This is a genomic window from Streptomyces sp. NPDC111606 (assembly GCF_055656945.1).
Window position 1 is genome coordinate 260,604 of the sequence record NZ_JBVKBY010000001.1, and the last position, 21,345, is coordinate 281,948.

Below are 21,345 nucleotides of genomic sequence, written 5' to 3' on the forward strand. Positions count from 1 at the left end.
CGGCCTTCCAGAGAGTCACACAGCACTCTGCAACTTTCAGAGTGACACTTGCCAAGTGTTCACGCCGGGGAGATAGTGGCAAGCGTGATTCCGTCCCCGCCCTTAGGAACAGACGCCACCGTGGTCCCCCACGACCTCGGTGCCGCCCCGACAGTGGGACCCCAGCGGGGCACCGGCGCCGAGCGCCGGTTCCGTTTCGAACTGGCCGCGCATCCCGGTTCTCCCGCGCAGGCCAGACGCCTGACGAGGGCGCGGCTGAACGGCTGGGCGGTGTGCGAGGACACCTGCGACACGGCGGCTCTCGTCGTGTCGGAACTGGTCACCAACGCGATCGTGCACACCGCCAGCGAGCACATAGTGTGCGAGCTGCACGACGGTGCCGACCTGGTGCGCATAGCCGTGCGCGACGAAGGATGCGCGCCGGGTGAGCCGCATCCGCTGTCGGCGCGACCCGAGGAGGAGCATGGGAGGGGACTGCTCCTCATAGACGCCCTCTGCCAGGCCTGGGGGGCGGGCGAGGACGGGTCCGGGCTGGTGGTCTGGGCCGATCTGCCACGGGTGGCCGGGGTCCAGGACGCCTCCCGCGGTGACACCGGGCCGTACAACGATCTCGGGTGGGGGTCCCGGCCCAAGCCGGGTCCGCCCGGGGGTCCGGGCGACGAGGACGAGGCGCAGGCTCGGTACGGCAGGGGAACGGGGTCCGCATGGCTGTGAGGCGCGCGTCCGGCGGCGGGCAGGTGCTGAGCCTGGACACGCTGGTCCGCCTTCGCCGCGACATGCCGACGGCCGGGGAGCCGCGCCGGCTGCCGGTCCCCGAGGGGATGACGGCGCCGCTGGGCTTCGACGCGGTGGCGGTTCCCGCCCGCTACGGGCCTCTGATCATGCCTCGGCTGCCCAGGGTCGGGTGTGTGTACGCGGATGAGGCGCACTGGTGGTGGATCGTGCCGGCCGACTCGGACTACGCGCTGGACTGGCCGGTGTCCGTGCGGTACATGACGGGCGCGGTGGTGCTGGACACGCCTCGCCTGATCCATCGGCCCGACGGGCCCGTGCCGTATACGCCGCCGATTCCGCTGTATCTGGCGTTGTGCAGGGTTACGGGGACCACGCCTACGTGGCAGCGGCAGATCTCTGCGTGAGGCTCCGCCGGTTGGGCGGATCTTTGGGGGCTGTGGGTGACTAGGGGTCGCCCGCTGCCGTCCCGTACCAAGGGGCTGCCGCCCCCTGGACCCCCGCTTCGGCCCTGCGGGCCTCGTCCTCAAACGCCGGACGGGCTCGGATGCACGGACCGGCGCCGGGGAGTGACCGGTCGTCCCGGCGCCGCAGGCCCGCCCTCGCCGCGTACGCCCGCGCGCACCCCGCACCCCCACTCACGCCCTCCCCCGAGCTCGCCCGCCCGGCCATAGTGGCCCTCCGTCGCGAGGGCGGTCGGGGGAGGGTGGACGGTGGGGAAGAAACGCGCTGCTGGTGGGCCCGAGGTGTCCGAGTCGGAGCAGCTGCTCTTCGGGGGGCCGTTGCGGTACGACATGGGGTGGAACCGGCATCGGGACGCCTTTCTGGAGCTGAACTTCCGGGCGATGGTGACGCGGCTGCCGTCCCTGCTGTCGTCGAGCTTCCGGCTCGCCTGGCAGGCCGACCGGCGGGCCGCGCGGACCGTGCTGGTGGCCGAGGTGGGGCGCGGCCTCGCACAGGCGGTCGGGCTGCTTGCCGTGAACAGTGTGCTGGGGCGGCTGATCGGGGGCGGGGCCCTGGAGGAGCGGTTACGGGGTGCCGTTCCCGCGCTGGTCACCATGGCGGCCGTGATGGTGGTCTCGACGCTGCTGCGGGCCGCGTCGACGTACGCCATCGGGCGCCTGGAGCCCAAGGTGGAGCGGGTGGCGACCGAGCTGTATCTGGAGCGGGCGGCGGCCGTGGAGCTCGCCGCGATCGAGGACCACGCCTTCCACAAGCTGCTGGACACCGCGCAGTACGGCGCCGGAGCCGCCCGCCGCATGATCTCGTACAGCACGCGGGTCGTGAACGCGGCCATCTCGCTGATCGCGGCGGCGGGCGTGCTCACCGTGCTGCATCCCGCCCTGCTGCCTCTGCTCGCCACGATGACGCTGCCCAGCGCCTGGAGCGCCCTGACCAACGCCCGGCGCCGCTACGAGTCCTTCCACACTTGGGTGCAGCACTCCCGGGCCGGCCATCTGATCAGCGGGCTGCTGACCGAGCCCGCCGCCGCGCCCGAGATCCGGGTCCACGGGGTCGGGCCGTTCCTCCTGCGCCACTACCGGGCGATGTCGGAGACGGCGGAGGCCGAGCAGGCGCGGCTGGCCAGGCTTGCGGCGCGTACCGGGCTCATCGCGGCGGCGTGGACGGGGCTCGCGACCGTCGCGACCTACGCCACGCTGGGCGGGCTGCTGCTCGCCGGCGCCATGGCGCTGTCCGTGGCGGGTACGGCCGTCATCGCGATCCGCACGGGCTCGTCGAGCCTCGACAGCCTCGTCCTGGAGGTGAACGCGCTCCACGAGGAGGCGCTCTTCGTGGGCGATCTGCAACGGCTGTACGTCGAGGCGGCCGAACGGGCGATTCCGGCCGGCGGCGCCCCGCTGCCCGAGGACCCGCGCGAGGTCCGCTTCGAGACGGTCAGCTTCAGCTACCCGGGTGAATCGGCCCGCCCCGCCCTCGCCGACGTCACGCTCACGCTCCCCCTCGGCCGGATCATCGCGCTGGTCGGCGAGAACGGCTCCGGCAAGACCACCCTGGTCAAGCTGCTGGCCGGGCTCTACACCCCGGACTCCGGCCGCATCCTCTGGGACGACGTCGACGCGGCCGGCGCCGACCGGCACCAACTCGCCGAGCGCATCGCGATGGTGGCCCAGGACTTCAAGCGCTGGCCGTTCACCGCCCGGGTCAATGTCGCCGTCGGCCGCTCCTCCGCGCCCCTCACCGAGGAGCGCCTGGCCGCCTCGGTCGCCGAGGCCGGGGCCGGTGACGTGGTGGCCGATCTGCCGCGGGGCCTGGACACCCTGCTGGCCCGTCAGTTCAACGGCGGGCACGAGCTGTCCGGCGGTCAGTGGCAGCGCCTCGGGATCGCCCGGGCCGCCTACCGGCGCGGCCGCATCCTGATCGTGGACGAGCCGACCGCGGCCCTGGACGCACGGGCCGAACTGGAGGTCTTCGAAAAGATCCGCGCCCTGGCCTCCACCGGCCAGACGGTCGTCCTCATCACCCACCGGCTGGCGTCGGTACGCCACGCCGATCTGGTGCATGTCCTCGACCAGGGCAGGCTCGTGGAGTCCGGTACGCCCGACGAGCTACTGGCCACGGGTGGTGTCTTCGCGGAGCTGTACTCGCTTCAGGCGGGGCAGTTCACGACACGGGTGCCCGCGCCGAAGGCGTGCTGACCCTCGTCTGACGCGCCCTCACGTCACGCGGCGGCGTCGACCATGTCACCGCGGACGATGACGAGGAACGCGTCCGTGGCGAGGTCCATGACGACCTCCGCGGGCAGACCTTCCATCCGCCGCGCGTGTGCGAACTCCTCCGCCGGCCACGATCCTCGCGGCCCTCCCGCGGGAAAGCGTTCGAGCACTGTTCGCCCGTTCACCATCCTGCACCTCCCGAAAGCGTCGTACTTGTAGGAGTTAACGCCTGCCGGAGGTGAATCGCCTCGCCCGGTGACGGGACTGAGACGTAGTTGACACTCGTTCACCGCGATGTGTGAGCTTCTGATCACTCTCGATGATCAATCGCTACTTCGCGTGTCAGTCCTCGTACTCGTCGTGATATCGGATACGTCCACTGCCCGCCGGCGCCCCAAGAGCCGACGCACGCCCCTTGGGCTCCTCCCACTCCTCCTGCCGACCCAGCGCGGTGAGGTCCAGGAAGGAGGTGGTCGAGCCCAGTCCGTCGAGACCGCGCTCGTACGTCGAGTAGGTGTGGAAGACACGATCCCGGTCCCGCAGGAAACAGCTCACGCCGGGCCGTTCCAGCAGCTCGCCCTCGCGCTCCAGGGTCGCCTCGAAGTCATGGTTGAAGTCGCTGCCGCAGGACGAGTACCAAGGCACCGTCCACCCCATGCGCGCCTTGAACGGCAGGATCTTCGTGTACGGCGCCCTGGAGACGGCGACGAGAGTCGTGCCCCGCGCCTTGAGGTGCGCCAGATGCCCGACCTGGTCCAGGAACCCGGAGCAGCTGCGGCATCCGGCGTCCCAGTCCGGGGCGAACATGAAGTGGTGGACGACGAGTTGGTGGCGCCCCTCGAAGAGGTCGAGCAGGGTGGCCTTGCCGTCGCCGCCCTCGAAGACGTACTCCTCGTCGACCTCGACCATGGGCAGTCTGCGCCGCTCGGCGTTGAGCGCGTCACGCGCGCGTGTGGCTGCCTTCTCCCTCACCTGCAGTTCCTCGCGCGCCGCGCGCCACTGCTCGCGCGAGACGATCTCCGGAAGCGACATGGGACGCCCCTCCTGTGCAACGGTCCGTTCCGGGTGGTGACCGGCGCGAGGGGCGTAACTCATCGCCCGCTAGGAGAATTTCAGGTGATTTTCTCGGAGTACGTCACCGGCAGCGCGAGCAGGCCACGGGCGCGCAGCGAGCGGCGCCACCGGAGGTCGTCGTCCGCGAGGGCGAGTTCGGGGAACCGGTCCAGGAGGGTGGCCAGGGCGATCTCGGTCTCGGCGCGGGCCAGCGGGGCGCCGAGGCAGTAGTGGATGCCGTGTCCGAGCGCGAGGTGACCGGAGGCGTCGCGGCCGAGGTCGAGGCGGTCGGCGTCGGGGAAGCGGGCGGGGTCGCGGTTGGCGGCGGAGAGGGAGAGCAGGACGGTGTCCCCGGCGGGGACGGTCACACCGCCGATGGTCACGTCCTCGGTGGGGAAGCGCCGGATGGCGAGCAGGGCTGGGCCGTCATAGCGGGCGAACTCCTCCACGGCGGAGGGTATTCGGGACGGGTCCTCGCGCAGGGCCGCGAGCTGTTCGGGGTGGTCGAGCAGGGCGAGCACGGCGTTGCCGATGAGCTGCACGGTGTTCTCGTACCCGGCGAACAGGATGAGGAAGGCGAGGGACATCAGCTCGTCCTCGCCCAGCCGGTCGCCGTCGGTGTCGCGGACCGCGATGAGGTCGCAGAGCAGGTCGTCGGCGGGTTCCCTGCGCTTGTCGGCGAGGAGCCGGGTGAAGAACCCGAGCATCGCCACGACGGCCTCCTTCGCGGCGTGCGGTCGCGCCGGGTCGGGGGCGACCAGGGCGTCGGTCCACTCCCGGAAGTCCCGTCGGTGCTCGTCCGGGACGCCGAGAAGGTCGCAGATGACGGTGACGGGGAGAGGGGCGGCGTAGGAGGCGATCAGGTCGGTGGTGCCGTGCGGGCCGAGGGCGTCGAGGAGACGGTCCGCGGTCCGCCGTACGGGCGTGCGGAGCTGCTCGACGCGGCGCGGGGTGAAGGCACGGCCGACCAGGCGGCGGATCCGGGTGTGGTCGGGCGGGTCCATGTTGAGGAGGTTGGCGTCGAGGGCGGGCGGCAGCGCGAGGCCGCGGTAAGTGCCGGGCGCCGCATGTCGTTTGTCCAGGGACAGCCGTGGGTCTGCGAGGGCCTCGCGGACGTCGTCGTACCGGGTGACGAGCCAGGCGGGACTGCCGTCGGGTCCGGCGATGCGGTGCACCGGGGCGGTGTCGCGCAGGCGCCGGTACACGTCGTACGGGTGATCGAGGAGGCCGTCGGCGAGATCCATGGACCTCAGACTATGTACCTCGGGCTGTGCACAGGACCGGGCCGCCTCGGGCTAGGTGTCGTACTCCTGGATGCGCTTGCCGTGACTGCGGTCCAGGAGTGCGGGCATCCGCTCCCCCAACTCCCGTACGACAGCGGGCACATCGATGGTCAGCAGCTCCCGGTCACGCATCAGCACACGCCCGTCCACGATCGTCGTGCGGACGTCGGAGGAGCGGGCGCTGTGCACCAGTGTGGCGGCGAGGTCGTGGACGGGCTGGGTGTGCGGGCCGGTGAGGTCGACCAGGATGATGTCGGCGCGCCGGCCGGGTGCGATGCTGCCGACCACCTCACCGAGTCCGACGGCGCGGGCGCTCTGGAGCGTGGCGTGGTGCAGGGCTTGACGGGCCGTCAGCCAGCGCGGGTCGCCGGTGGTCGACTTCTGGATGAGGGCGGTGAGGGCCATCGACTCCCATACGTCGAGGGAGTTGTTGGAGGCGGCGCCGTCCGTGGCGAGGCCGACGGGAATGCCGAGGTCGTGCAGGGCGCGTACGGGTGTCGTGGTGGGCCAGGCGAATTTGAGGTAGCCGCGCGGGGCGCTGGCGACGGCGATGCGACCGGAGGCGTCCCGCAGGATCGGCAGGTCGCGGTCGAGGATGCCGGTGCCGTGCGCGATGAGGACGTCGCCGTCGAGGAGGCCGGTGCGCCGGAGCACCTCGATGGGCGTGACGCCGTGGCGGGCGAGGCTCGCCTCGGCCTGGTCGCGGTTCTCGGAGGCGTGCAGGTGGACGGGCAGGCCGTGCTCGCGGGCGAGTTCGGCGGTGGCGGCCAGGTCGGCGTCGTCGACGGTGTAGGGGGCGTGCGGGGCGAGAGTGGTGGTGATACGGCCGCCCGCGCCGCCGCGATGCCGTAGCGCGAACTCCAGTGACCGCTCCCGCCCTTGGGGGCCCTGGGAGGAGAAGTAGGCCTCGCCGAGGTGGGCACGGATGCCGCACTCCTCGACCACGGCGGCGACGGCGTCCATCGAGAAGTAGTGGTCGGCGAAACAGGTGACCCCGCCGCGGATCATCTCGGCGCAGGCGAGCCGCGCCCCCGACTCCACGTCCTTCTCGGTGAGGTTGGACTCGACGGGCCACACGACGTCGTTGAACCACTCCTCGGTGGGCAGGTCCTCGGCGACCCCGCGCAGGGCGACCATGGGGGCGTGGGTGTGGCAGTTGACCAGGCCGGGGAGGGCGATCTGGCCATGGGCGTCGATACGCTCGGTCGCGGTCAGCTCCTCGGCCTCCGCGCTGCTGATCACCGCCTCGACGACCCCGTCCCGTACGACGATCGCGGCGTCCTCGGCGAACCCGATCCCCTCATGATCGTCGTGCGTGAGCACCGTGCACCGGGTGATGATGAGACCGGCGGGAGAAGGCGTCATGCAGTCACCGTACGACGCGGTCGTGTCCCCGGACGGGGTGAACCGCGTTTCCCGTCGGCGCACTGTCCCGGCGGCGTGGGCACGTGCACTCTGGCCTCAGCACCGCCCGTCGCACGGCTTCCGGAAAGGGGCCCGACATGCTCCTCGGTACCTGGAATCTCGAGAATCTGATGCTGCCGGGCAGCGGTGACGGCGCGCCCGACACCGATGCCGAGTACGCGGCGAAAGTGGAGTCCCTCGCCTCGGTGATCACCGCACTCGACCCGATGCTGCTGGGTGTCCAGGAGGTCAAGCAGGAGCAGGCGCTCGACGACCTGGTCCGGGCGGTGGGCGGGGAGTGGCACACCGCGCTCTCCCGGCACCGGGACGCCCGCGGTATCGGTGTCGGCTTCATCAGCCGTACGCCGATGCGGGTGCTTCGGGACACGCGTGTGTTCGCGCAGAAGCTGCGCCCCGTGCAGAGCGACGACGGCGCGCAGCCCGGCGACCACGACCGGGAGGCGAGCCGCGGCTTCCTGGCGGTGGAGGTCGACACTCCGGACGGGCCCGTGCGGGCGGCCGTGGCGCACCTCAAGTCGAAGCTGCTCTCCTACCCGGGCAATGGCAGCAAGTCGCGCTTCCACCCGCACGACGAGGCCGAACGGGCCCGCTTCGGCGCCTACGCCCTGTACCGCCGGGCCGCCGAGGCGGCAACCCTGCGCGGCCTCGCGGACTTTCTGCTCGATGACGACGGGCGCGAGCGGGACGTGGCCGTCCTCGGCGACATGAACGACGTGGTGAACGCCGCGACGACGCAGATCCTGCTCGGCCCTCCGGGGTCCGAGCTCGACAGGGAACGCGCGTTCAAGGACCCCGATCTGGGCGATGCGTTCCGGCTGTGGAACGTGGCCCCGCTGATACCCCTGGAGCGGCGCTTCTCCCGAGTCAACTTCGGCCGCGGGGAGCTGATCGACCACGTCCTGACCAGCCACCGGTTGGTCCACCGCGTCTCGGAGGCGGGCACGGGCCTGCCCGACCAGCAGGGCCGGGCCCTCGAACTGCCGTCGGTCGGCGACGACCCGACGGAGCGGGTCGGGACGCCGGGGTCGGACCACGCGCCGGTGTGGATACGGTTCGGCGGCTGACAGCGCTGTGCCACGGGGGCCGGTTCCGGAGCGCCTGACCTGGGCGGTGGAGAACCTCGATCTCACGCCCGGCGACCGGGTGCTGGAGATCGGCTGCGGCCGGGGAGTCGCGGCCGCCCTGATCTGCGAACGGCTCACCTCGGGCACGGTGACGGCGATCGACCGCTCGGCAACGGCGGTGGAGGCGGCGCGGCGCCGCAACGAGGAGTACGTGGCTGCGGGCAGGGCGGTCTTCCACACGGCCTCCCTGGAGGAGTCCGCGTTCCCCGACGCGTCCTTCGACAGGATCCTCGCCGTCAACGTGAACCTCTTCTGGGTGCGCGCTCCCGACAGGGAGTTGGCCGCGCTGAGGCGCTGGCTGGCGCCGGGCGGGGCCCTGTGTCTGTGCTGGGAGCCGCCGGACACGCGCCGGGCCGAGGAGATCGCCGGGAAGGTGGCGGCGGCCGTGGCGGGGCAGGGGTTCGTGACGGAGGTGCGGGTGGGGGTGACCGGGACGGGCAGCAGGTTGGTGTGCGTGCGGGCACGGGACTGACGGGCATCACCCGGCGAGAGGTATGTCAGGGGTCTCGGGACCCCGTGGCCCGGGCAGCCCGGCCCGGTCGCGCTCCTGCGCGAGTTGCTCCAGCAGCTCGGTGAGCCGGGCCCTGTGCCAGGGCGTGAGCCGGCCCGAGTCGTCGAGGTGCACGGCGCAGGCGGTGGTCGTGTCGACGAGCTGTTCGAGGGTGGCGACGATTTCGTCCGCGCCCTCCGTGTGCCGGGCGAGCGCGGGAAGTTCGGCGGCGGAGAGGGCGATGGCGGTACGGGCCTCGGCGAGCGCACGGTAGGCCTCGCGGCGGAGGGTCCAGCGGACGGCACGGGGGTCGGTGCGGGGCGGGGTGGGTTCGTACGGCGTCCGGGGGGCGTCGGCCTCGCGCCTCGCGGAGGTGGCCTCGGACTCCCGCAGCACATGCGCGAGGTAGGCATGTGCCGCCCGGTCGGCCGTCGCGAGTCGGGACCGTACGCCCCCGCCGCGCTGCCCCGGCATCGGCAGGTGCCCCACGACGAGCACGATCGCGCAGGCCAGCAGCGTCTCGCCGATCCTGCTCACGGAGGCCTGCGGCTCGCCGCCCACCATGACCAGGGCGAGCACGAGAACGGTCACGACGGCGGTCTGGGCGGCGAAGTGCCGGGTGGCCACGGGAATCAGGGCGCCGCTGAGAGCCACGAGCGCGATGAGCCCTTCCGGCCGGGGCAGTACGGTCGCGAACCCGGCGAAGAGCAGGGCTCCCAGCACGGTGCCGGCGGCCCGGCACAGCACCCGGGACGCGAGCGGCCCCAGGTCGGGCTTGACGAGGAAGACGGCGGTGGCGGGGAGCCAGTACCAGTGCTCGTGCTGCCCGTACCACTGGGTGTGGTGCAGCGCCTGGGCGCTGGCGGCGCTGGCCCCGAAGCAGAGGGCGACGCGCAGGCCGTACTCCCGCCCGCCGGCCCCGAATGCGGATCGGGCGAGATCCGCGGCCGTACGACGCCGGGTGTGCAGGTCGCGGTTGCCCCGGTCCCGGTCGAACGCCTCGGCGGCGTGCAGCAGGGCATCGTCCAGTGCGCGCAGGGCGGGCGCGGAGCGGGAGGGCGCCGGGAGGGGGCCGGTGTGGGTGTTGCCACGGACGGCGGCGGCGAGGCGTCGGGGGCCTTCGGAGGCCCGCGCGGGCACCGTTTCCCCGGCCCAGGCGAGCGCGGTGGCGGCCTCGGCGAGGGGCAGTGCGGCCGCGTACTGCGCGTGCAGCCGCCGCTCGGTGGACGAGGAGGCGTACCGCCGCAGCCGGGGCCCGGTGAGCGCGTCCTGCGCATGGTCGAGGGCGGCGGTGAGCGCGACGCGACGGGCGGTGGCGTCGCGGGTGCCGACGGCGTCGAGGAGGTCCGCGACGGCGTCGTACACATCGGCGACGGCGTCGCGCTCGCCGTCGAACCGGAAGTCTCCGACCAGAGAGCCGGGCGTGGGGAGGGCCAACCGGAGACCCAGCAGCCAGGCGGCACCGCCGAGATAGGCGAGCGCCCGCAGCCACCCGCTCTCCGGCAACGGCATCCCCGCCCCGATGGCGGAGGCGACGAGCAGCTGCGTACCGGCGGCGGAGGCAACGGGCCCGACGGCGCTGATCCCTCCCGCGAGGAGCCCGAGCCCGGTGAGGAGGAGGGTGAGCGCAACGGCCCCGAGGCGATCCCCGGCCGTCGTCCCGACGAGGAGCCCGACCGCCCCCGCCAGCGCGGGCACCCCGAGCCGATGGACGGAGACACGACGGCTGCCGGGACGGTCGTTGATACCGGCGAGCATGGCGGCGATGGCGGCCACGACACCCAGGGAGGCGCGGCCGGCGAGCACGGCGACGAGGAGGAGCGGCCCGGCGGCCAGGGCTCCCCGGACCACCGCACTCCAGGGGACGGGGCCACGCTGGGCGCGGAGGGTGTGGGCGAGCCAGGGCGGGAGAGCGAGGACCGGACGTGCGGGGCGGGACACAGGGCTCCTGTCGGGGCGAGGGCGGGGGTGTGCCTTCGGGCGACGGTGGCCGGGCTTGGGCTGGGCTGTGGTGTCCACGGTAGGGCGAGCTCTTGGAGGCTGTGGGACGCCGACGTTGCGGGGATGTGACGATGCGTGGAAACGCCACGTTCTTTATGAACGCAACTATGGGCGGTGAGTTCTGCTGCGCCCGGGGCGTGGCGCGCCAGCCTGCTGGTCCGGCCCTGGGAAGAACGGGCCGGCCGTCTCCCCCCTCGAGAACCGAACGCGTCCCCCGCGCGTGATAGCGGAGGACGCGTTGGCATGCACACGAGGGCGGGGGAACGCGAGTGGGGTTCACAGCACGCGCGAGAACGGCGGCACTGGCGGCCGCGGTTGCCGGGACGCTGGTCACGGGGGCGTTATCGGCGGGCGGTCAGCCGGCGCAAGCCGCCGGGTCCGCCGCGCAGGACGGGACGAAGGCCCGGGCGAAGGCGAAGCCAACGGCGACCGTCACATTGATCACCGGCGACCGCGTGGTCGTCGGCTCCGACGGTCAGGTGGTCCGGCTCGTGCGCGGCAAGAGCCGCGAGAAGATCGGTTTCTCGGTGCGGCGCGAGGCCGGCCACACGTACGTCGTCCCGCAGGACGCCCTGCGCCTGGTCGCCGACGGCGTGCTCGACCGGCAGCTCTTCGACGTCGCCCAGCTGGCCAGGGACGGGTACGACGACGCGCGCCGCACCACGCTGCCGCTGATCGTCGGCTACCGGCAGGACGGTGCAAGGGACTTGGCGGCCGGCGACCCGTTCGCGGCCGTCGCCGTCCGCGAGCGCCGTGCACTGCCCGCGGTGGGCGGCGAGGCCTTCGCGGCAGTCAAGACCGGTGCCCCGGCGCTGTGGGCGGCCGTCACAAACCGCTCTTCGGCCCGTACGGCAGGCGGTACGGCCGCCCCCGCGCGACCCATCGCCCACGTCTGGCTGGACGCGAAGGTCCGGGGCGCCCTGGCCGAGAGCGTGCCGCAGATCGGTGCGTCCGCCATGTGGAAGTCGGGCTTCACCGGCAAGGGCGTCACGGTGGCGGTCCTGGACTCGGGCGTGGACGAGACCCACCCGGACCTCAAGGGCGTCGAGACCGCCCAGAAGAACTTCAGCGATTCCCCCGACGTCAAGGACCGCTTCGGGCACGGTACGCACGTAGCCTCCATCATCGCCGGGAGCGGTGCGAAGTCCGGCGGCCGCCACACGGGCGTGGCGCCCGGTGTGAAGCTGCTGGACGGCAAGGTTCTGGACGATGACAACCTGGGATCCACTTCGAGCATCGTGGCCGGCATGCAATGGGCCGTCGACCAGGGCGCGAAGATCGTCAACCTGAGTCTGGGCTCCGTCGACACCCCGGGGATCGACCCGAAGGAGGCGGCCATCGCCCGGCTCTCCGACAAGGCCCTGTTCGTGGCGGCGGCGGGCAACTCGGGCGACGGGCCCCACACGGTCTGGTCGCCGGGCAGCGCCCCCGCGGCGCTCACCGTCGGCGCCGTGGACAAGCAGGAACAGATCGCCGACTTCTCCAGCCGCGGCCCGAACCTCGACGGCACACCCAAGCCGGACATCACCGGCCCCGGCGTGGACATCACCGCCGCCCTGAGCACGCAGAGCGAGCTGCCCCCGAGTGAGGACTACGTTCCGAACTCCGGCACGTCGATGGCCACCCCGCACGTCGCGGGCGCCGCCGCGCTGGTGCTCCAGCAGCACCCGGACTGGAGCGGGGCCCGACTGAAGGGGCTCCTGACCGGTTCGGCCACGCCGAACCCGCAGCTGAACGCCCACCAGCAGGGCGCAGGCCGGGTGGACTTGGCGCGCGCCGCCACGGCCACGGTCGTCGCCGAGCCCGGCTCCCTCGGCTTCGGCACGCACGCCTGGCCGCACGCCGACGACAAGCCGGCCTCCAAGACCCTCACTTACCGCAACTACGGCACCCAGGCCGTCACCCTGCGGCTGAGTGCTTCCGGGGTCGACCCGGCGGGCCGCCCGGCCCCGGACGGCATGTTCACCGTCAAGGACGCCCAGCTCACCGTTCCGGCCGGAGGCACCGCGCAAACCACCGTCACCGCCGACACCCGCAAGGGCACCGTCGACGGCGTCTTCGGCGGCACCGTGCTGGCGTCGGGAGACGGCCAGGAGGTACGCACCGGTCTGGTGGTCGATCGGGAGGTGGAGTCGTACGACGTCAGGGTGCGGCACATCGATGCCGACGGGGCGGCCCCGGGCACGTACGCGACGCTGATCGCCCCCGTCGGCGGGCCCGGCGACCGCCTCGAGCTCCCGTACAGCGCGAAGGGCACGGTGGTCCAGCGGCTGCCCAAGGGCTCCTACCAGCTGGAGAGCCTGGTCTTCGGCAAGGACAACGAGGTGGGCTTCTTCGTCCAGCCGGTTCTGAAGGTGACCGGGGACGTCACGGTCACCCTCGACTCCCGCAAGGCGAAGCCTTTCGCTGTGAAGGCCCCGGACCCGGCCGCGAAGCTCGTCACCTCCACCGTCGGGTACGACGACGAGGCCGCAGGCGTGTCCAACACCTGGTCCAGCAGCGGCGTGCCGCCCATGCGCACCGCCGCCCTCGGCCCGGCGTCCGACACGATGCGTGCCCAGTTCATCGGGGTGTGGAAGAACCCCGGCGCGGCAGGCAAGAACGTCGACTACCGGTTCGCCTTCAACCGCAAGGGGACCTTCTTCACCGGCCTGACCCGCTCCGTCACCCGGGCCGACGTCGCCGAGGTGAAGCTCGGCTTCGGCGCCTCCGTCACCGGGGCCGGGGGCCAGGTCCACATCACGCCGATGGACGAGCGCGGGCGGACCGTCAGCACACAGGAACCGCTGGAGCAGAAGCTGCCGCAGGCCACCACGCATTACCTCAGCACGACCGGCGTGCGATGGTCCTGGACCGCCACGCAGCTCAACGCCCGCGGCGAGGAGCGCATGCAGTACACGAAGGAGTGGGTGGCCTACAAACCGGGCTCCAGCCACACGCTGAGGTTCAACACCGGTGTGGTCGGCCCCGATCTCGCGGCGGGGAGCCCGGAGCAGCAGGGCGCCGAGCGGACCGGCGACCACATCAGCGCCAGGGTCCCGCTGTTCAACGACGGCAGCGGCAACCCGGGGTCCTCGATCGTCACCGGCGGCTTCGCCCGGCTGGAATCCGGCGGCCGGATCCTCGCCGAGGCCCCGCCCACGGACCATGTGGGCGCCGAGGTTCCCGCCGCCTCCGCCGCGTACCGTCTGACGGTCGAGGCGAGCCGCTCCGCCGAGGACACCTCCACCAGCACGAAGGTGGCAGGGGTGTGGACGTTCACCTCGGCCCGGCCGGCGTCGGACGGCACGGCCAGGCTGCCGCTGTCGACGGTGCGACTCGCGCCGAAGCTGAGCCTGCACGGGACGGCTCCGGCGGGCAGCACGCTCACGGTGCCGCTGAAGCTGAGCGGCGCGGCCGCCGCGGCCGGGCAGGTCGCCGCGCTGACCGTACACGTCTCCTACGACGGCGGCCGGACCTGGAAGCCGCTCACCGTGACGACCGGCGCGAACGGAGCGCGCTCGGTAAGTGTGAAGCACCCGGCGACCGCCAAGGCCGTGTCCTTCCGGGTGGACTTGAAGGACAGGGGCGGCAACACCATGCGCGAGACGATCACGAACGCCTACCGGCTCGCTCCATGAAGTGACGGTGCGACCGACGCGGGGATATTCGGATGCGAGGAGGGGCGGGGGCGCGCATGATCGGCAGATTGACCGCCGACTGCGCTGCACCCGCCCAGGAGCCCCCATGATCCGACGCGTCACCTCCCCCGCCCTCTTCCCACCCCCCACCTACTCCCACGCCTCCGTCGTCGAAGCCGGCACGAGGCTCGCCTTCCTCGCCGGTTCCGTGCCTCTCGACCGCGACGGGAACCTCGTCGGTGAAGGAGACCCGGTGCGGCAGGCCGAGCAGGTGATCGCGAACCTCGAAGTGCAACTGGAGGCGATCGGGAGCGACTTGGCGCACGTCCTGTCGACCGACGTGTACGTCGTGAGCGGGGAGCCGGCGGTGCTGTCCGCCGTCTGGGAGGTCGTCGAGGCGTCCGGGCTGAGCGTCGGTCCGCACTCATCGACGCTGCTCGGGGTGGCCTGCCTCGGATACACGGGGCAGTTGGTGGAGATCACGGCCACGGCCACCGTTGCGGAGGGGGCGCCGCGCTCATGACGCCCGTAGCGCTCCGCCGTGCCAGGCCCACCGATGCCGGTGCCGTGGCCGACGTCTGGCTGCGGTCGTTCGCCGCCGCGCTGCCGACGGTCGTGCGGCCGCGCTCCGACGACGACGTGCGGACCTACTTCCGGGAGGTGGTGGTGCTGCTCAGGGAGACGTGGGTCGCCGAGGCCGCCGACCGGGTCGTCGGCCTCATGGTCCTCGACGCCGACCAGCTCTCCCAGCTCTACCTGGACCCGGACTGGCGCGGCCGGGGCATCGGCGACCGTCTCGTCGACCTCGCCAAGCGGCGCCGACCGGACGGGCTGAGCCTGTGGACCTTCCAGGTCAACGAGCCCGCCCACCGCTTCTACGAGCGCCACGGCTTCGTCGCCGCCGAGTACACGGACGGCAGCGGGAACGAGGAGCAGGAGCCCGACGTGCGGTACGTCTGGCAGCCCGGCCGGCCCGATTCCCGGTGATCACTCCTGCGTCCGCCCCCACACCCGCCTCTTGGGCAACGGCCGCGCGTATCCCCCGACCCGGCTCGTCCTCAACCCCAACTCCACCAGCGACTCCGCGAGTTTCACGGCCGCCCCCACCCCGTCGACCACCGGAACCCCCAGCTTCTCCCCCATGACCCGCTGCAGCCCGGTCATCCCGGCACAGCCCAGCACCAACACCTCCGCACCCGCGTCCCGCGCCCGTTCGGCGGCCGCCAGGAAGGCGGACTCGGTGCGTTCGGCGTCCTCCAGTTCCAGCACTCCGAGCCCCGTACCGATCACGGCGACGCAGTTGCGGCCCACCCCGGCCGTCTCGAGGCTGTCCTCGATCTGCCCGCACGAGCGCTCCAGCGTGGTCACCACCCCGTACCGGCGCCCGAGCAGACAGGCGAGGTGCGCGGCCGCCTCCGTGATGTCGACGACCGGTACGTCCACCAGCTCCCGGACGCCTTCGCGCCCGTGCTCCCCGAAGCCGGCCATGACGACCGCGTCGTAGGCGGGACCCTCGTACGTCCGCAGCGCGTCCATCACCGCCGCCGCCGAGAGGTAGCTGTCGAGCCAGCCCTCGGCCGACGCGGGCCCCCACCCGGGGGTCAGTCCGAGCACGGTGGTGCCCGGGCCTGCGGCGGCCCGGGCACCTCGTACGATTTCCTCGGTCATCTCCTGCGTGGTGTTGCAGTTGGTGACGACGATCCGCACGTCCTTCAGACCTCCCGCGCCACGGACCCCGCGGTGGCCTCGGACTCGGCCCGCTCATCGCGGCACAGCACCAGATACAGCCCCGCCGCCATCGCCGTCCCGATGAACCAGGAGTACGGCGCCACATCGCTGAACGCCTTCACCAGCGCCAGCACCGCCGCGACCCCCGCCGCCGGCAGGAAGGCCCACAGCGCCTTGGGGTTGACGCCCTTGCGGTAGTAGTAGCGCGAACCGGGCTCGGCGGAGAACAGTTCGTTCACGTCCACCCGGCCCCGCTTGACCAGGTAGTAGTCGACCATGATCACGCCGAACAGCGGGCCCAGGAAGGCGCCCAGGCCGCCGAGGAAGTAGTTGACGACCGTCGGATTCGAGAACAGGTTCCACGGCGTCACCACGAGCGCAGCCACCGTGCTGATCATGCCGCCGACCTTGAAGGTGATCTTCTGCGGCCAGACGTTGGCGAGGTCGTAGGCCGGCGAGACGAAGTTGGCGACGATGTTGACGCCCATCGTGGCGATGGCGAACGTCAGGGCGGCGAGCACCAGGACCCACGTGTTGCCGACCTTCGCCACCAGCTCCGCCGGATCCGTGATGGCCTCGCCGAACACCTCCAGCGAACCGGCCGTGACGATCACCGAAACGACCACGAAGGCGGTGGAGTTGATGGGCAGGCCCCAGAAGTTGCCCTTCCGCACGGTCCGGTAGTCCGGTGCGAAGCGCGAGAAGTCGCAGAAGTTGAGCATCAGCGTGCCGTACGTGGCGAGGATCAGGCCGATCGCGCCGAACCACTGCCGCCACTGCTCGCCGACGGAGACCGGGTGCGGGGTGCTGGTGAGCGAGATCGTCCAGCCGGCCTTGGCCAGGATCCAGACCGCCAGCGCGATCATCACCACCCAGATCGCCGGGCCGCAGAAGTCCTGGAACTTGCGCACCGACTCCATGCCCCGGCTGATGATCAGCGCCTGGATCAGCCACAGGGAGAGGAACGACACCCAGCCGAGCGCGTGCAGGCCCAGGAAGGAGCTGTGCGTCCAGGACTCCAGGCCGGGCCAGGCGGCCAGCAGCATCACGTTCACGGCGACGGAGGCGAGATAGGTCTGGATGCCGTACCACATGATGGCGATCACGGCCCTGATCAGCGCCGGGATGTTGGCGCCCCAGACGCCGAAGCTGATGCGGCTGACGACGGGGAACGGGACGCCGTGGCGCTGGCCGATCTTCCCCATCCAGTTCATGCCGACATAGATGAGCACGAAGCCGACGAGCAGGGACGTGAAGACCTGCCACACGTTCATGCCGAGGACCAGCAGACCGGCCGCGAAGGTGTAGTTGCCGAGGTTGTGGACGTCGGACATCCACAGGGCGAATAGGTCGAAGACCTTCCAGTTGCGCTTGCCGGCGGGCGCGAGGTCTTCGTTGGTGAGCCGGGGATCGGGGACGAACGCTGGTGTGCCGGTGGCTTCGGCACGGTCGGCGAGGGACACGGGGCCTCCAGGAGGGAGGGGACGGGAGGAGGGCTGCTTTCCGGTCGCTTGGCTATTTTCCGGTCACTTGGCAACGCTTTTGGTATACCAAACTGCGCTCATGGTCCTCCCGTCAACCGTTCGGACAGATATCGCTGCTGTTAACGCTCCGTAAAACACACCCGGAGTCGGCGAGGATGGGCCCATGACGAAGATCGAACCGCTCGGGGCGGTCCGCGAGCGCGTCCTGGCCACGCTGCGGCAGGACATCATCGCGGGCCGCCTGCTTCCGGGCGATCGCCTGGTCGAGCGCGAGCTGGCCGACCGCTTCGGGGTCTCCCGGGTGCCGGTCCGCGAGGCGATCCGCGCGTTGGTCGCCGAGGGGTTCGTCCACTTCGAGACACCCCGCCGGACAGTCGTACGGCGGCTGAGCCCCGCCGACGTCAAGGAACTCTTCGAGCTGCGCGAGGCGCTGGAGGTGTACGCGGCCGGCCTTGCGGCGTCACGGGCGACGCCGGAGGACCTCGCCGATCTGCGGGAACTGCTGCGCGCCGCGGCGAGCGCGACCGAGGCCGGGGACGCCGAGAAGATCACCGACGTCAACACCCGGTTCCACAACCGGATCCTCGCCATGGCCGGCAACAGCCTGCTGACCTCGGTCATGGAACCGGTCGACGGCCGCCTGCGCTGGCTCACCCGGCAGAACGAGGAGTGGCCCCAGCTCCTCACCGAACACCAGGACCTGTACGAGGCGATCGCCTCCGGCGACCCCGAGCGCGCCCGCGCCCACACGCTCACCCATGTGCAGGCCAACTACCGTTCGACGGTCCGCCACCTCTTCGGAGAGGCCGAGGGCGGCAAGGCCCGCTAGCGTCCCGCGTACTTGTCCGTCGCCGCCACCAGCGCCGCCGCCACGGTCGGCGCTCCCGCGTCGTGCCCCACGCCGTCGACGACTGCCAACTCGCTGCCGGGCCACGCCTGATGGAGCCGCCACACGGTCCCGAGCAGGTTGCCGAAGTCGAGGCTGCCCTGGACGAGGGTGCCGGGGATGCCCTTCAGCTGCGGGGCGTCCCGCAGGACGACCCCCTCGTCGTTGCCCTCGCCCAGGAAGTGGTCGTTGCCGAAGTAGTGCGTGACGGTGCGGGCGAAACCCATACGGAACCGCTCGTCCTCGTACCGCGGCACCGACCGGGGCGGGGCGGGGACGCACGCCGTCTCCCAGTCCGTCCAGGCCCGCGCCGCACGCGCCCGCACGCCGGGGTCGGGCGACTCGATCAGCCTGTTGTACGCCGCGGCAAGATTGGCGTCGTGCTCCCCCGGCGGCAGCTCCCCCACGAACCGCTCGAACTCTGCCGGGAAGATCCGCCCCAACCCCCTGGTCAGCAGGGCCACTTCAGGGTTCGACCCGGTGGCGACCCCGGTCAGCACCAGCTCGGACACGGCCCCCGGATGCGTCTGCGCGTACCGCAGTCCCAGCACCGACCCCCACGACACACCCCACACCAGCCACCGGTCAATCCCCAGATGCCGGCGCAACAGCTCCAGGTCGGCGATGAGATGAGCCGTCGTGTTCACGCTCATGTCGGTCTCGTACGCGCTCGCGTGCGGCGTCGAACGCCCGCACCCGCGCTGGTCCAGCAGTACGATCCGGTAGGCGGCCGGATCGAACAGCCGCCGGAAGTACGGGGTGCAGCCGGAGCCCGGCCCGCCGTGCAGCACGAGCGCGGGCTTGCCGTGCGGGTTCCCGCAGGTCTCCCAGTGGACGTCGTTGCCGTCGCCGACGTCGAGCATGCCGTGGTCGTACGGTTCGATCTCCGGGTAGAGCGCCATCCGGGCACCGTATCGACGGCACGACCGGCCCCGCCCCTCATTTCAGGCCGGCCGCCTCCGCCGCCGTACGCAGCACGTCCCGCAGCATCTCGGGCGTGAGTCTGCCGGTGAAGGTGTTGCGCTGGCTGACGTGGAAGCATCCGAAGAGGTCGAGCCCGTCGCGGCCGCCCGCGCCGTCCAGCGGGACCCGCGCCCCGTGCGCGAACGCCGGCCGCGGCCTGGGCACGCTCCACCCCGCCTCCACCAGCGCGGGCAGGGTCGCCTGCCAGCCGAAGGCGCCCAGTACGACGACAGCCCGCACGGTCGGGCGCAGCAGCCTCAGCTCCTGCACCAGCCAGGAACGGCAGGTCTCGCGCTCATCGGGCGTGGGTTTGTTGGCGGGCGGCGCACAGTGCACGGGGGCCGTGACGCGCACGCCGTACAGTTCGAGGCCGTCACTGACGGCGACCGACGTGGGCTGCGAGGCGAGGCCCACGTCGTACAACGCCTGGTAGAGCACGTCTCCGGAGCGGTCCCCGGTGAACATCCGGCCGGTGCGGTTGCCCCCGTGCGCGGCCGGGGCGAGCCCGATGATCAGCAGCCGGGCGTCCGGCGGGCCGAAGCCGGGCACCGGGCGGCCCCAGTACGTCTGGTCGGCGAAGGCGGCACGCTTCGTGCGGGCCACTTCCTCACGCCAGTCGACCAGCCGTGGGCAGGCCCGGCAGCCCGCGATGGTGCGGTCGAGATCGGCCAGTGCGTCCACAGCTCCACCGTAAAGCCGTCGCGGCCCTGTACGGGGACTGCGTGCGGGGACTGCGAGGGCCGGGACAGGACTAAGGTCGAGGCATGGCTTCCGAGGATGACGAGGAGAGGGCCGGCAGCACGGCCGAAGGGCAGCCGGACACGGCCGACGCGCAGCAGGCCGTCGACCCGCACATCGCCGCCGCTGTGGCCGCGGCCGAGGCCGCCGGTGCGCAGAGCGGCGAGTCCGTACGGATCGACAGCTGGATCTGGGCCGTACGCCTGGTCAAGACCCGCTCCATGGGCGCCACCGCCTGCAAGGGCGGGCATGTGCGCGTGAACGGCCAGAACGTGAAGCCCTCCCACTCCCTGCGCATCGGCGACGAGGTGCGCCTGCGCCAGGAGAACCGGGAGCGGATCGTCATCGTCAAGCATCTGATCCGCAAGCGGGTCGGCGCACCGGTGGCGCTCCAGTGCTACGTCGACAACTCGCCCCCTCCCCCGCCGCGCGAGGCCGTCGCCCCGGCGGGCATCCGCGACCGCGGCACGGGCCGCCCGACCAAGCGGGACCGCCGCGAGCTGGAACGACTCCGCGGACTCATGGGCGGCGGCGCGGAAGGACCGCGCGGACGGTGACAGCCGACGGTGGCGTCCGGCAGGCCTAGAAGGCCCGGGCCGGACGCCACCGAAGTCGTTGCGCGCAGGTGCCCAGCACACCCGTCAGGCGCGTCGTCGTACCAGCCGCAGCAGATCCGCGTTCGAACTCCGCCGTGCCCAGGCGATCAGGGCGAGAGGCACGATGAGGATGAGCGGTGTCGCCGCGTTCTCGCCGCCGAAGGCGGTGATCGTGACGACGAATGCGCCGACCATCAGCGCGCTCAGCGCCATCGCCGCCACCGACTGCAGCACCGGGATCAACAGCGCTATCGCCCCGGCCAGTTCGAGCGCGCCGATGGTGTACATCCCCGCGCTGCCCCAGCCGAGCTCGTCGAAGCCCTCGGCGGCCGACGGGTGCGCGATCAGCTTGGGCAGCGCGCTCGCGATCCCGTAGAACAGGGCGAGCAGGATCTGCAGGCCGCGCAGGGCGATGCGGGCGCGGCGGCCGCGCGGGGTCGCGGACTCGGCGATGACGGTGCCGGACGTGCGGGCCGTGGCGGAGGCGGCGGTGGTGACGGAGGCGGCGGTCTCGGACATGGGGGTCTCCTGGGTGAAGCGTTCCGTG

General features: G+C 72.0%; 20 protein-coding genes. 10 read left to right on the forward strand and 10 right to left on the reverse strand.

What is annotated here, in order from left to right:
* Positions 1-75: 75 nt before the first annotated feature.
* From ACZ7M7_RS01235 to ACZ7M7_RS01245, 3 genes are all read left to right on the forward strand, one after another.
* A complete protein-coding gene (locus ACZ7M7_RS01235; RefSeq protein WP_383623688.1) occupies positions 76-714 on the forward strand; it encodes an ATP-binding protein in 639 nt (212 codons plus the stop codon).
* Positions 705-1,139, forward strand: coding sequence for a hypothetical protein (locus ACZ7M7_RS01240; protein WP_472111631.1), 435 nt, complete (start codon positions 705-707; stop codon positions 1,137-1,139). The genes ACZ7M7_RS01235 and ACZ7M7_RS01240 overlap by 10 nt, the downstream gene beginning before the upstream one ends.
* A gap of 306 nt (positions 1,140-1,445) precedes the next feature.
* On the forward strand, positions 1,446-3,389 hold the full coding sequence (locus ACZ7M7_RS01245) for an ABC transporter ATP-binding protein (RefSeq protein WP_472111635.1): 1,944 nt from the start codon (positions 1,446-1,448) through the stop codon (positions 3,387-3,389).
* Between the two features lie 23 nt (positions 3,390-3,412).
* On the opposite strand, the gene ACZ7M7_RS01250 is transcribed toward ACZ7M7_RS01245, so the two are convergent.
* The 4 genes from ACZ7M7_RS01250 to ACZ7M7_RS01265 all read right to left on the reverse strand — a co-directional run bounded on the left by ACZ7M7_RS01250 (position 3,413) and on the right by ACZ7M7_RS01265 (position 7,108).
* The gene (locus ACZ7M7_RS01250) at positions 3,413-3,595 is read right to left on the reverse strand and encodes a hypothetical protein (protein WP_363034577.1); all 183 of its coding nucleotides are present in this window, start codon (positions 3,593-3,595) and stop codon (positions 3,413-3,415) included.
* A 154-nt stretch (positions 3,596-3,749) separates the two neighbouring features.
* Positions 3,750-4,439: a DUF899 domain-containing protein gene (locus ACZ7M7_RS01255; protein ID WP_472111638.1), complete on the reverse strand. Its 690-nt coding sequence runs from the start codon at positions 4,437-4,439 to the stop codon at positions 3,750-3,752.
* An 80-nt stretch (positions 4,440-4,519) separates the two neighbouring features.
* Positions 4,520-5,704, reverse strand: coding sequence for a cytochrome P450 family protein (locus tag ACZ7M7_RS01260; protein WP_472111641.1), 1,185 nt, complete (start codon positions 5,702-5,704; stop codon positions 4,520-4,522).
* Positions 5,705-5,755: 51 nt separating this feature from the next.
* Positions 5,756-7,108 (reverse strand): amidohydrolase, encoded by a 1,353-nt coding sequence (locus ACZ7M7_RS01265; RefSeq protein ID WP_472111644.1) that lies wholly within the window; start codon positions 7,106-7,108, stop codon positions 5,756-5,758.
* A 137-nt stretch (positions 7,109-7,245) separates the two neighbouring features.
* Between ACZ7M7_RS01265 and ACZ7M7_RS01270 the strand changes: the two genes are divergently transcribed.
* Both ACZ7M7_RS01270 and ACZ7M7_RS01275 read left to right on the forward strand, forming a co-directional pair.
* Complete coding sequence (locus ACZ7M7_RS01270) at positions 7,246-8,232, forward strand: endonuclease/exonuclease/phosphatase family protein (RefSeq protein WP_383596933.1); 987 nt, start codon at positions 7,246-7,248, stop codon at positions 8,230-8,232.
* Positions 8,233-8,239: 7 nt separating this feature from the next.
* Positions 8,240-8,764, forward strand: a complete 525-nt coding sequence (locus ACZ7M7_RS01275) for a class I SAM-dependent methyltransferase (protein WP_472111647.1) — start codon at positions 8,240-8,242, stop codon at positions 8,762-8,764.
* A gap of 6 nt (positions 8,765-8,770) precedes the next feature.
* Here ACZ7M7_RS01275 and ACZ7M7_RS01280 read toward each other — a convergent pair whose 3' ends face one another.
* Positions 8,771-10,723, reverse strand: a complete 1,953-nt coding sequence (locus ACZ7M7_RS01280; RefSeq protein WP_472111650.1) for an FUSC family protein — start codon at positions 10,721-10,723, stop codon at positions 8,771-8,773.
* Between the two features lie 329 nt (positions 10,724-11,052).
* On the opposite strand from ACZ7M7_RS01280, the gene ACZ7M7_RS01285 reads away from it, so the two are divergent.
* From ACZ7M7_RS01285 to ACZ7M7_RS01295, 3 genes are all read left to right on the forward strand, one after another.
* Positions 11,053-14,403, forward strand: a complete 3,351-nt coding sequence (locus tag ACZ7M7_RS01285; RefSeq protein ID WP_472111653.1) for a S8 family peptidase — start codon at positions 11,053-11,055, stop codon at positions 14,401-14,403.
* 106 nt (positions 14,404-14,509) lie between these two features.
* Positions 14,510-14,926: a RidA family protein gene (locus ACZ7M7_RS01290; protein ID WP_472111656.1), complete on the forward strand. Its 417-nt coding sequence runs from the start codon at positions 14,510-14,512 to the stop codon at positions 14,924-14,926.
* On the forward strand, positions 14,923-15,390 hold the full coding sequence (locus ACZ7M7_RS01295; protein WP_451169242.1) for a GNAT family N-acetyltransferase: 468 nt from the start codon (positions 14,923-14,925) through the stop codon (positions 15,388-15,390). Before ACZ7M7_RS01290 ends, ACZ7M7_RS01295 begins: the two co-directional genes overlap by 4 nt.
* Here ACZ7M7_RS01295 and ACZ7M7_RS01300 read toward each other — a convergent pair whose 3' ends face one another.
* Both ACZ7M7_RS01300 and ACZ7M7_RS01305 read right to left on the reverse strand, forming a co-directional pair.
* Complete coding sequence (locus tag ACZ7M7_RS01300) at positions 15,391-16,110, reverse strand: aspartate/glutamate racemase family protein (RefSeq protein WP_451169244.1); 720 nt, start codon at positions 16,108-16,110, stop codon at positions 15,391-15,393.
* A 5-nt stretch (positions 16,111-16,115) separates the two neighbouring features.
* Positions 16,116-17,594: an NCS1 family nucleobase:cation symporter-1 gene (locus tag ACZ7M7_RS01305; protein ID WP_472111660.1), complete on the reverse strand. Its 1,479-nt coding sequence runs from the start codon at positions 17,592-17,594 to the stop codon at positions 16,116-16,118.
* Positions 17,595-17,778: 184 nt separating this feature from the next.
* On the opposite strand from ACZ7M7_RS01305, the gene ACZ7M7_RS01310 reads away from it, so the two are divergent.
* Entirely contained in the window at positions 17,779-18,444 is a 666-nt protein-coding gene (locus ACZ7M7_RS01310) for a GntR family transcriptional regulator (protein WP_383596902.1), read from the forward strand.
* Here the strand turns inward: ACZ7M7_RS01310 and pip are convergent.
* Positions 18,441-19,403 (reverse strand): prolyl aminopeptidase, encoded by a 963-nt coding sequence (pip, locus tag ACZ7M7_RS01315; RefSeq protein WP_472111663.1) that lies wholly within the window; start codon positions 19,401-19,403, stop codon positions 18,441-18,443. The two genes, ACZ7M7_RS01310 and pip, sit on opposite strands and share 4 nt — an antisense overlap.
* 37 nt (positions 19,404-19,440) lie before the next feature.
* Positions 19,441-20,145 carry a uracil-DNA glycosylase gene (locus ACZ7M7_RS01320; RefSeq protein WP_427841557.1) on the reverse strand — a complete coding sequence of 235 codons (705 nt, stop codon included), beginning with the start codon at positions 20,143-20,145 and terminating at the stop codon, positions 19,441-19,443.
* An 83-nt stretch (positions 20,146-20,228) separates the two neighbouring features.
* Here ACZ7M7_RS01320 and ACZ7M7_RS01325 point away from each other — a divergent pair, with 83 nt between their 5' ends.
* Positions 20,229-20,759 (forward strand): RNA-binding S4 domain-containing protein, encoded by a 531-nt coding sequence (locus ACZ7M7_RS01325; protein WP_383596893.1) that lies wholly within the window; start codon positions 20,229-20,231, stop codon positions 20,757-20,759.
* Between the two features lie 84 nt (positions 20,760-20,843).
* Here ACZ7M7_RS01325 and ACZ7M7_RS01330 read toward each other — a convergent pair whose 3' ends face one another.
* Positions 20,844-21,317: a DoxX family protein gene (locus tag ACZ7M7_RS01330; protein ID WP_427841555.1), complete on the reverse strand. Its 474-nt coding sequence runs from the start codon at positions 21,315-21,317 to the stop codon at positions 20,844-20,846.
* Positions 21,318-21,345 lie beyond the last annotated feature (28 nt).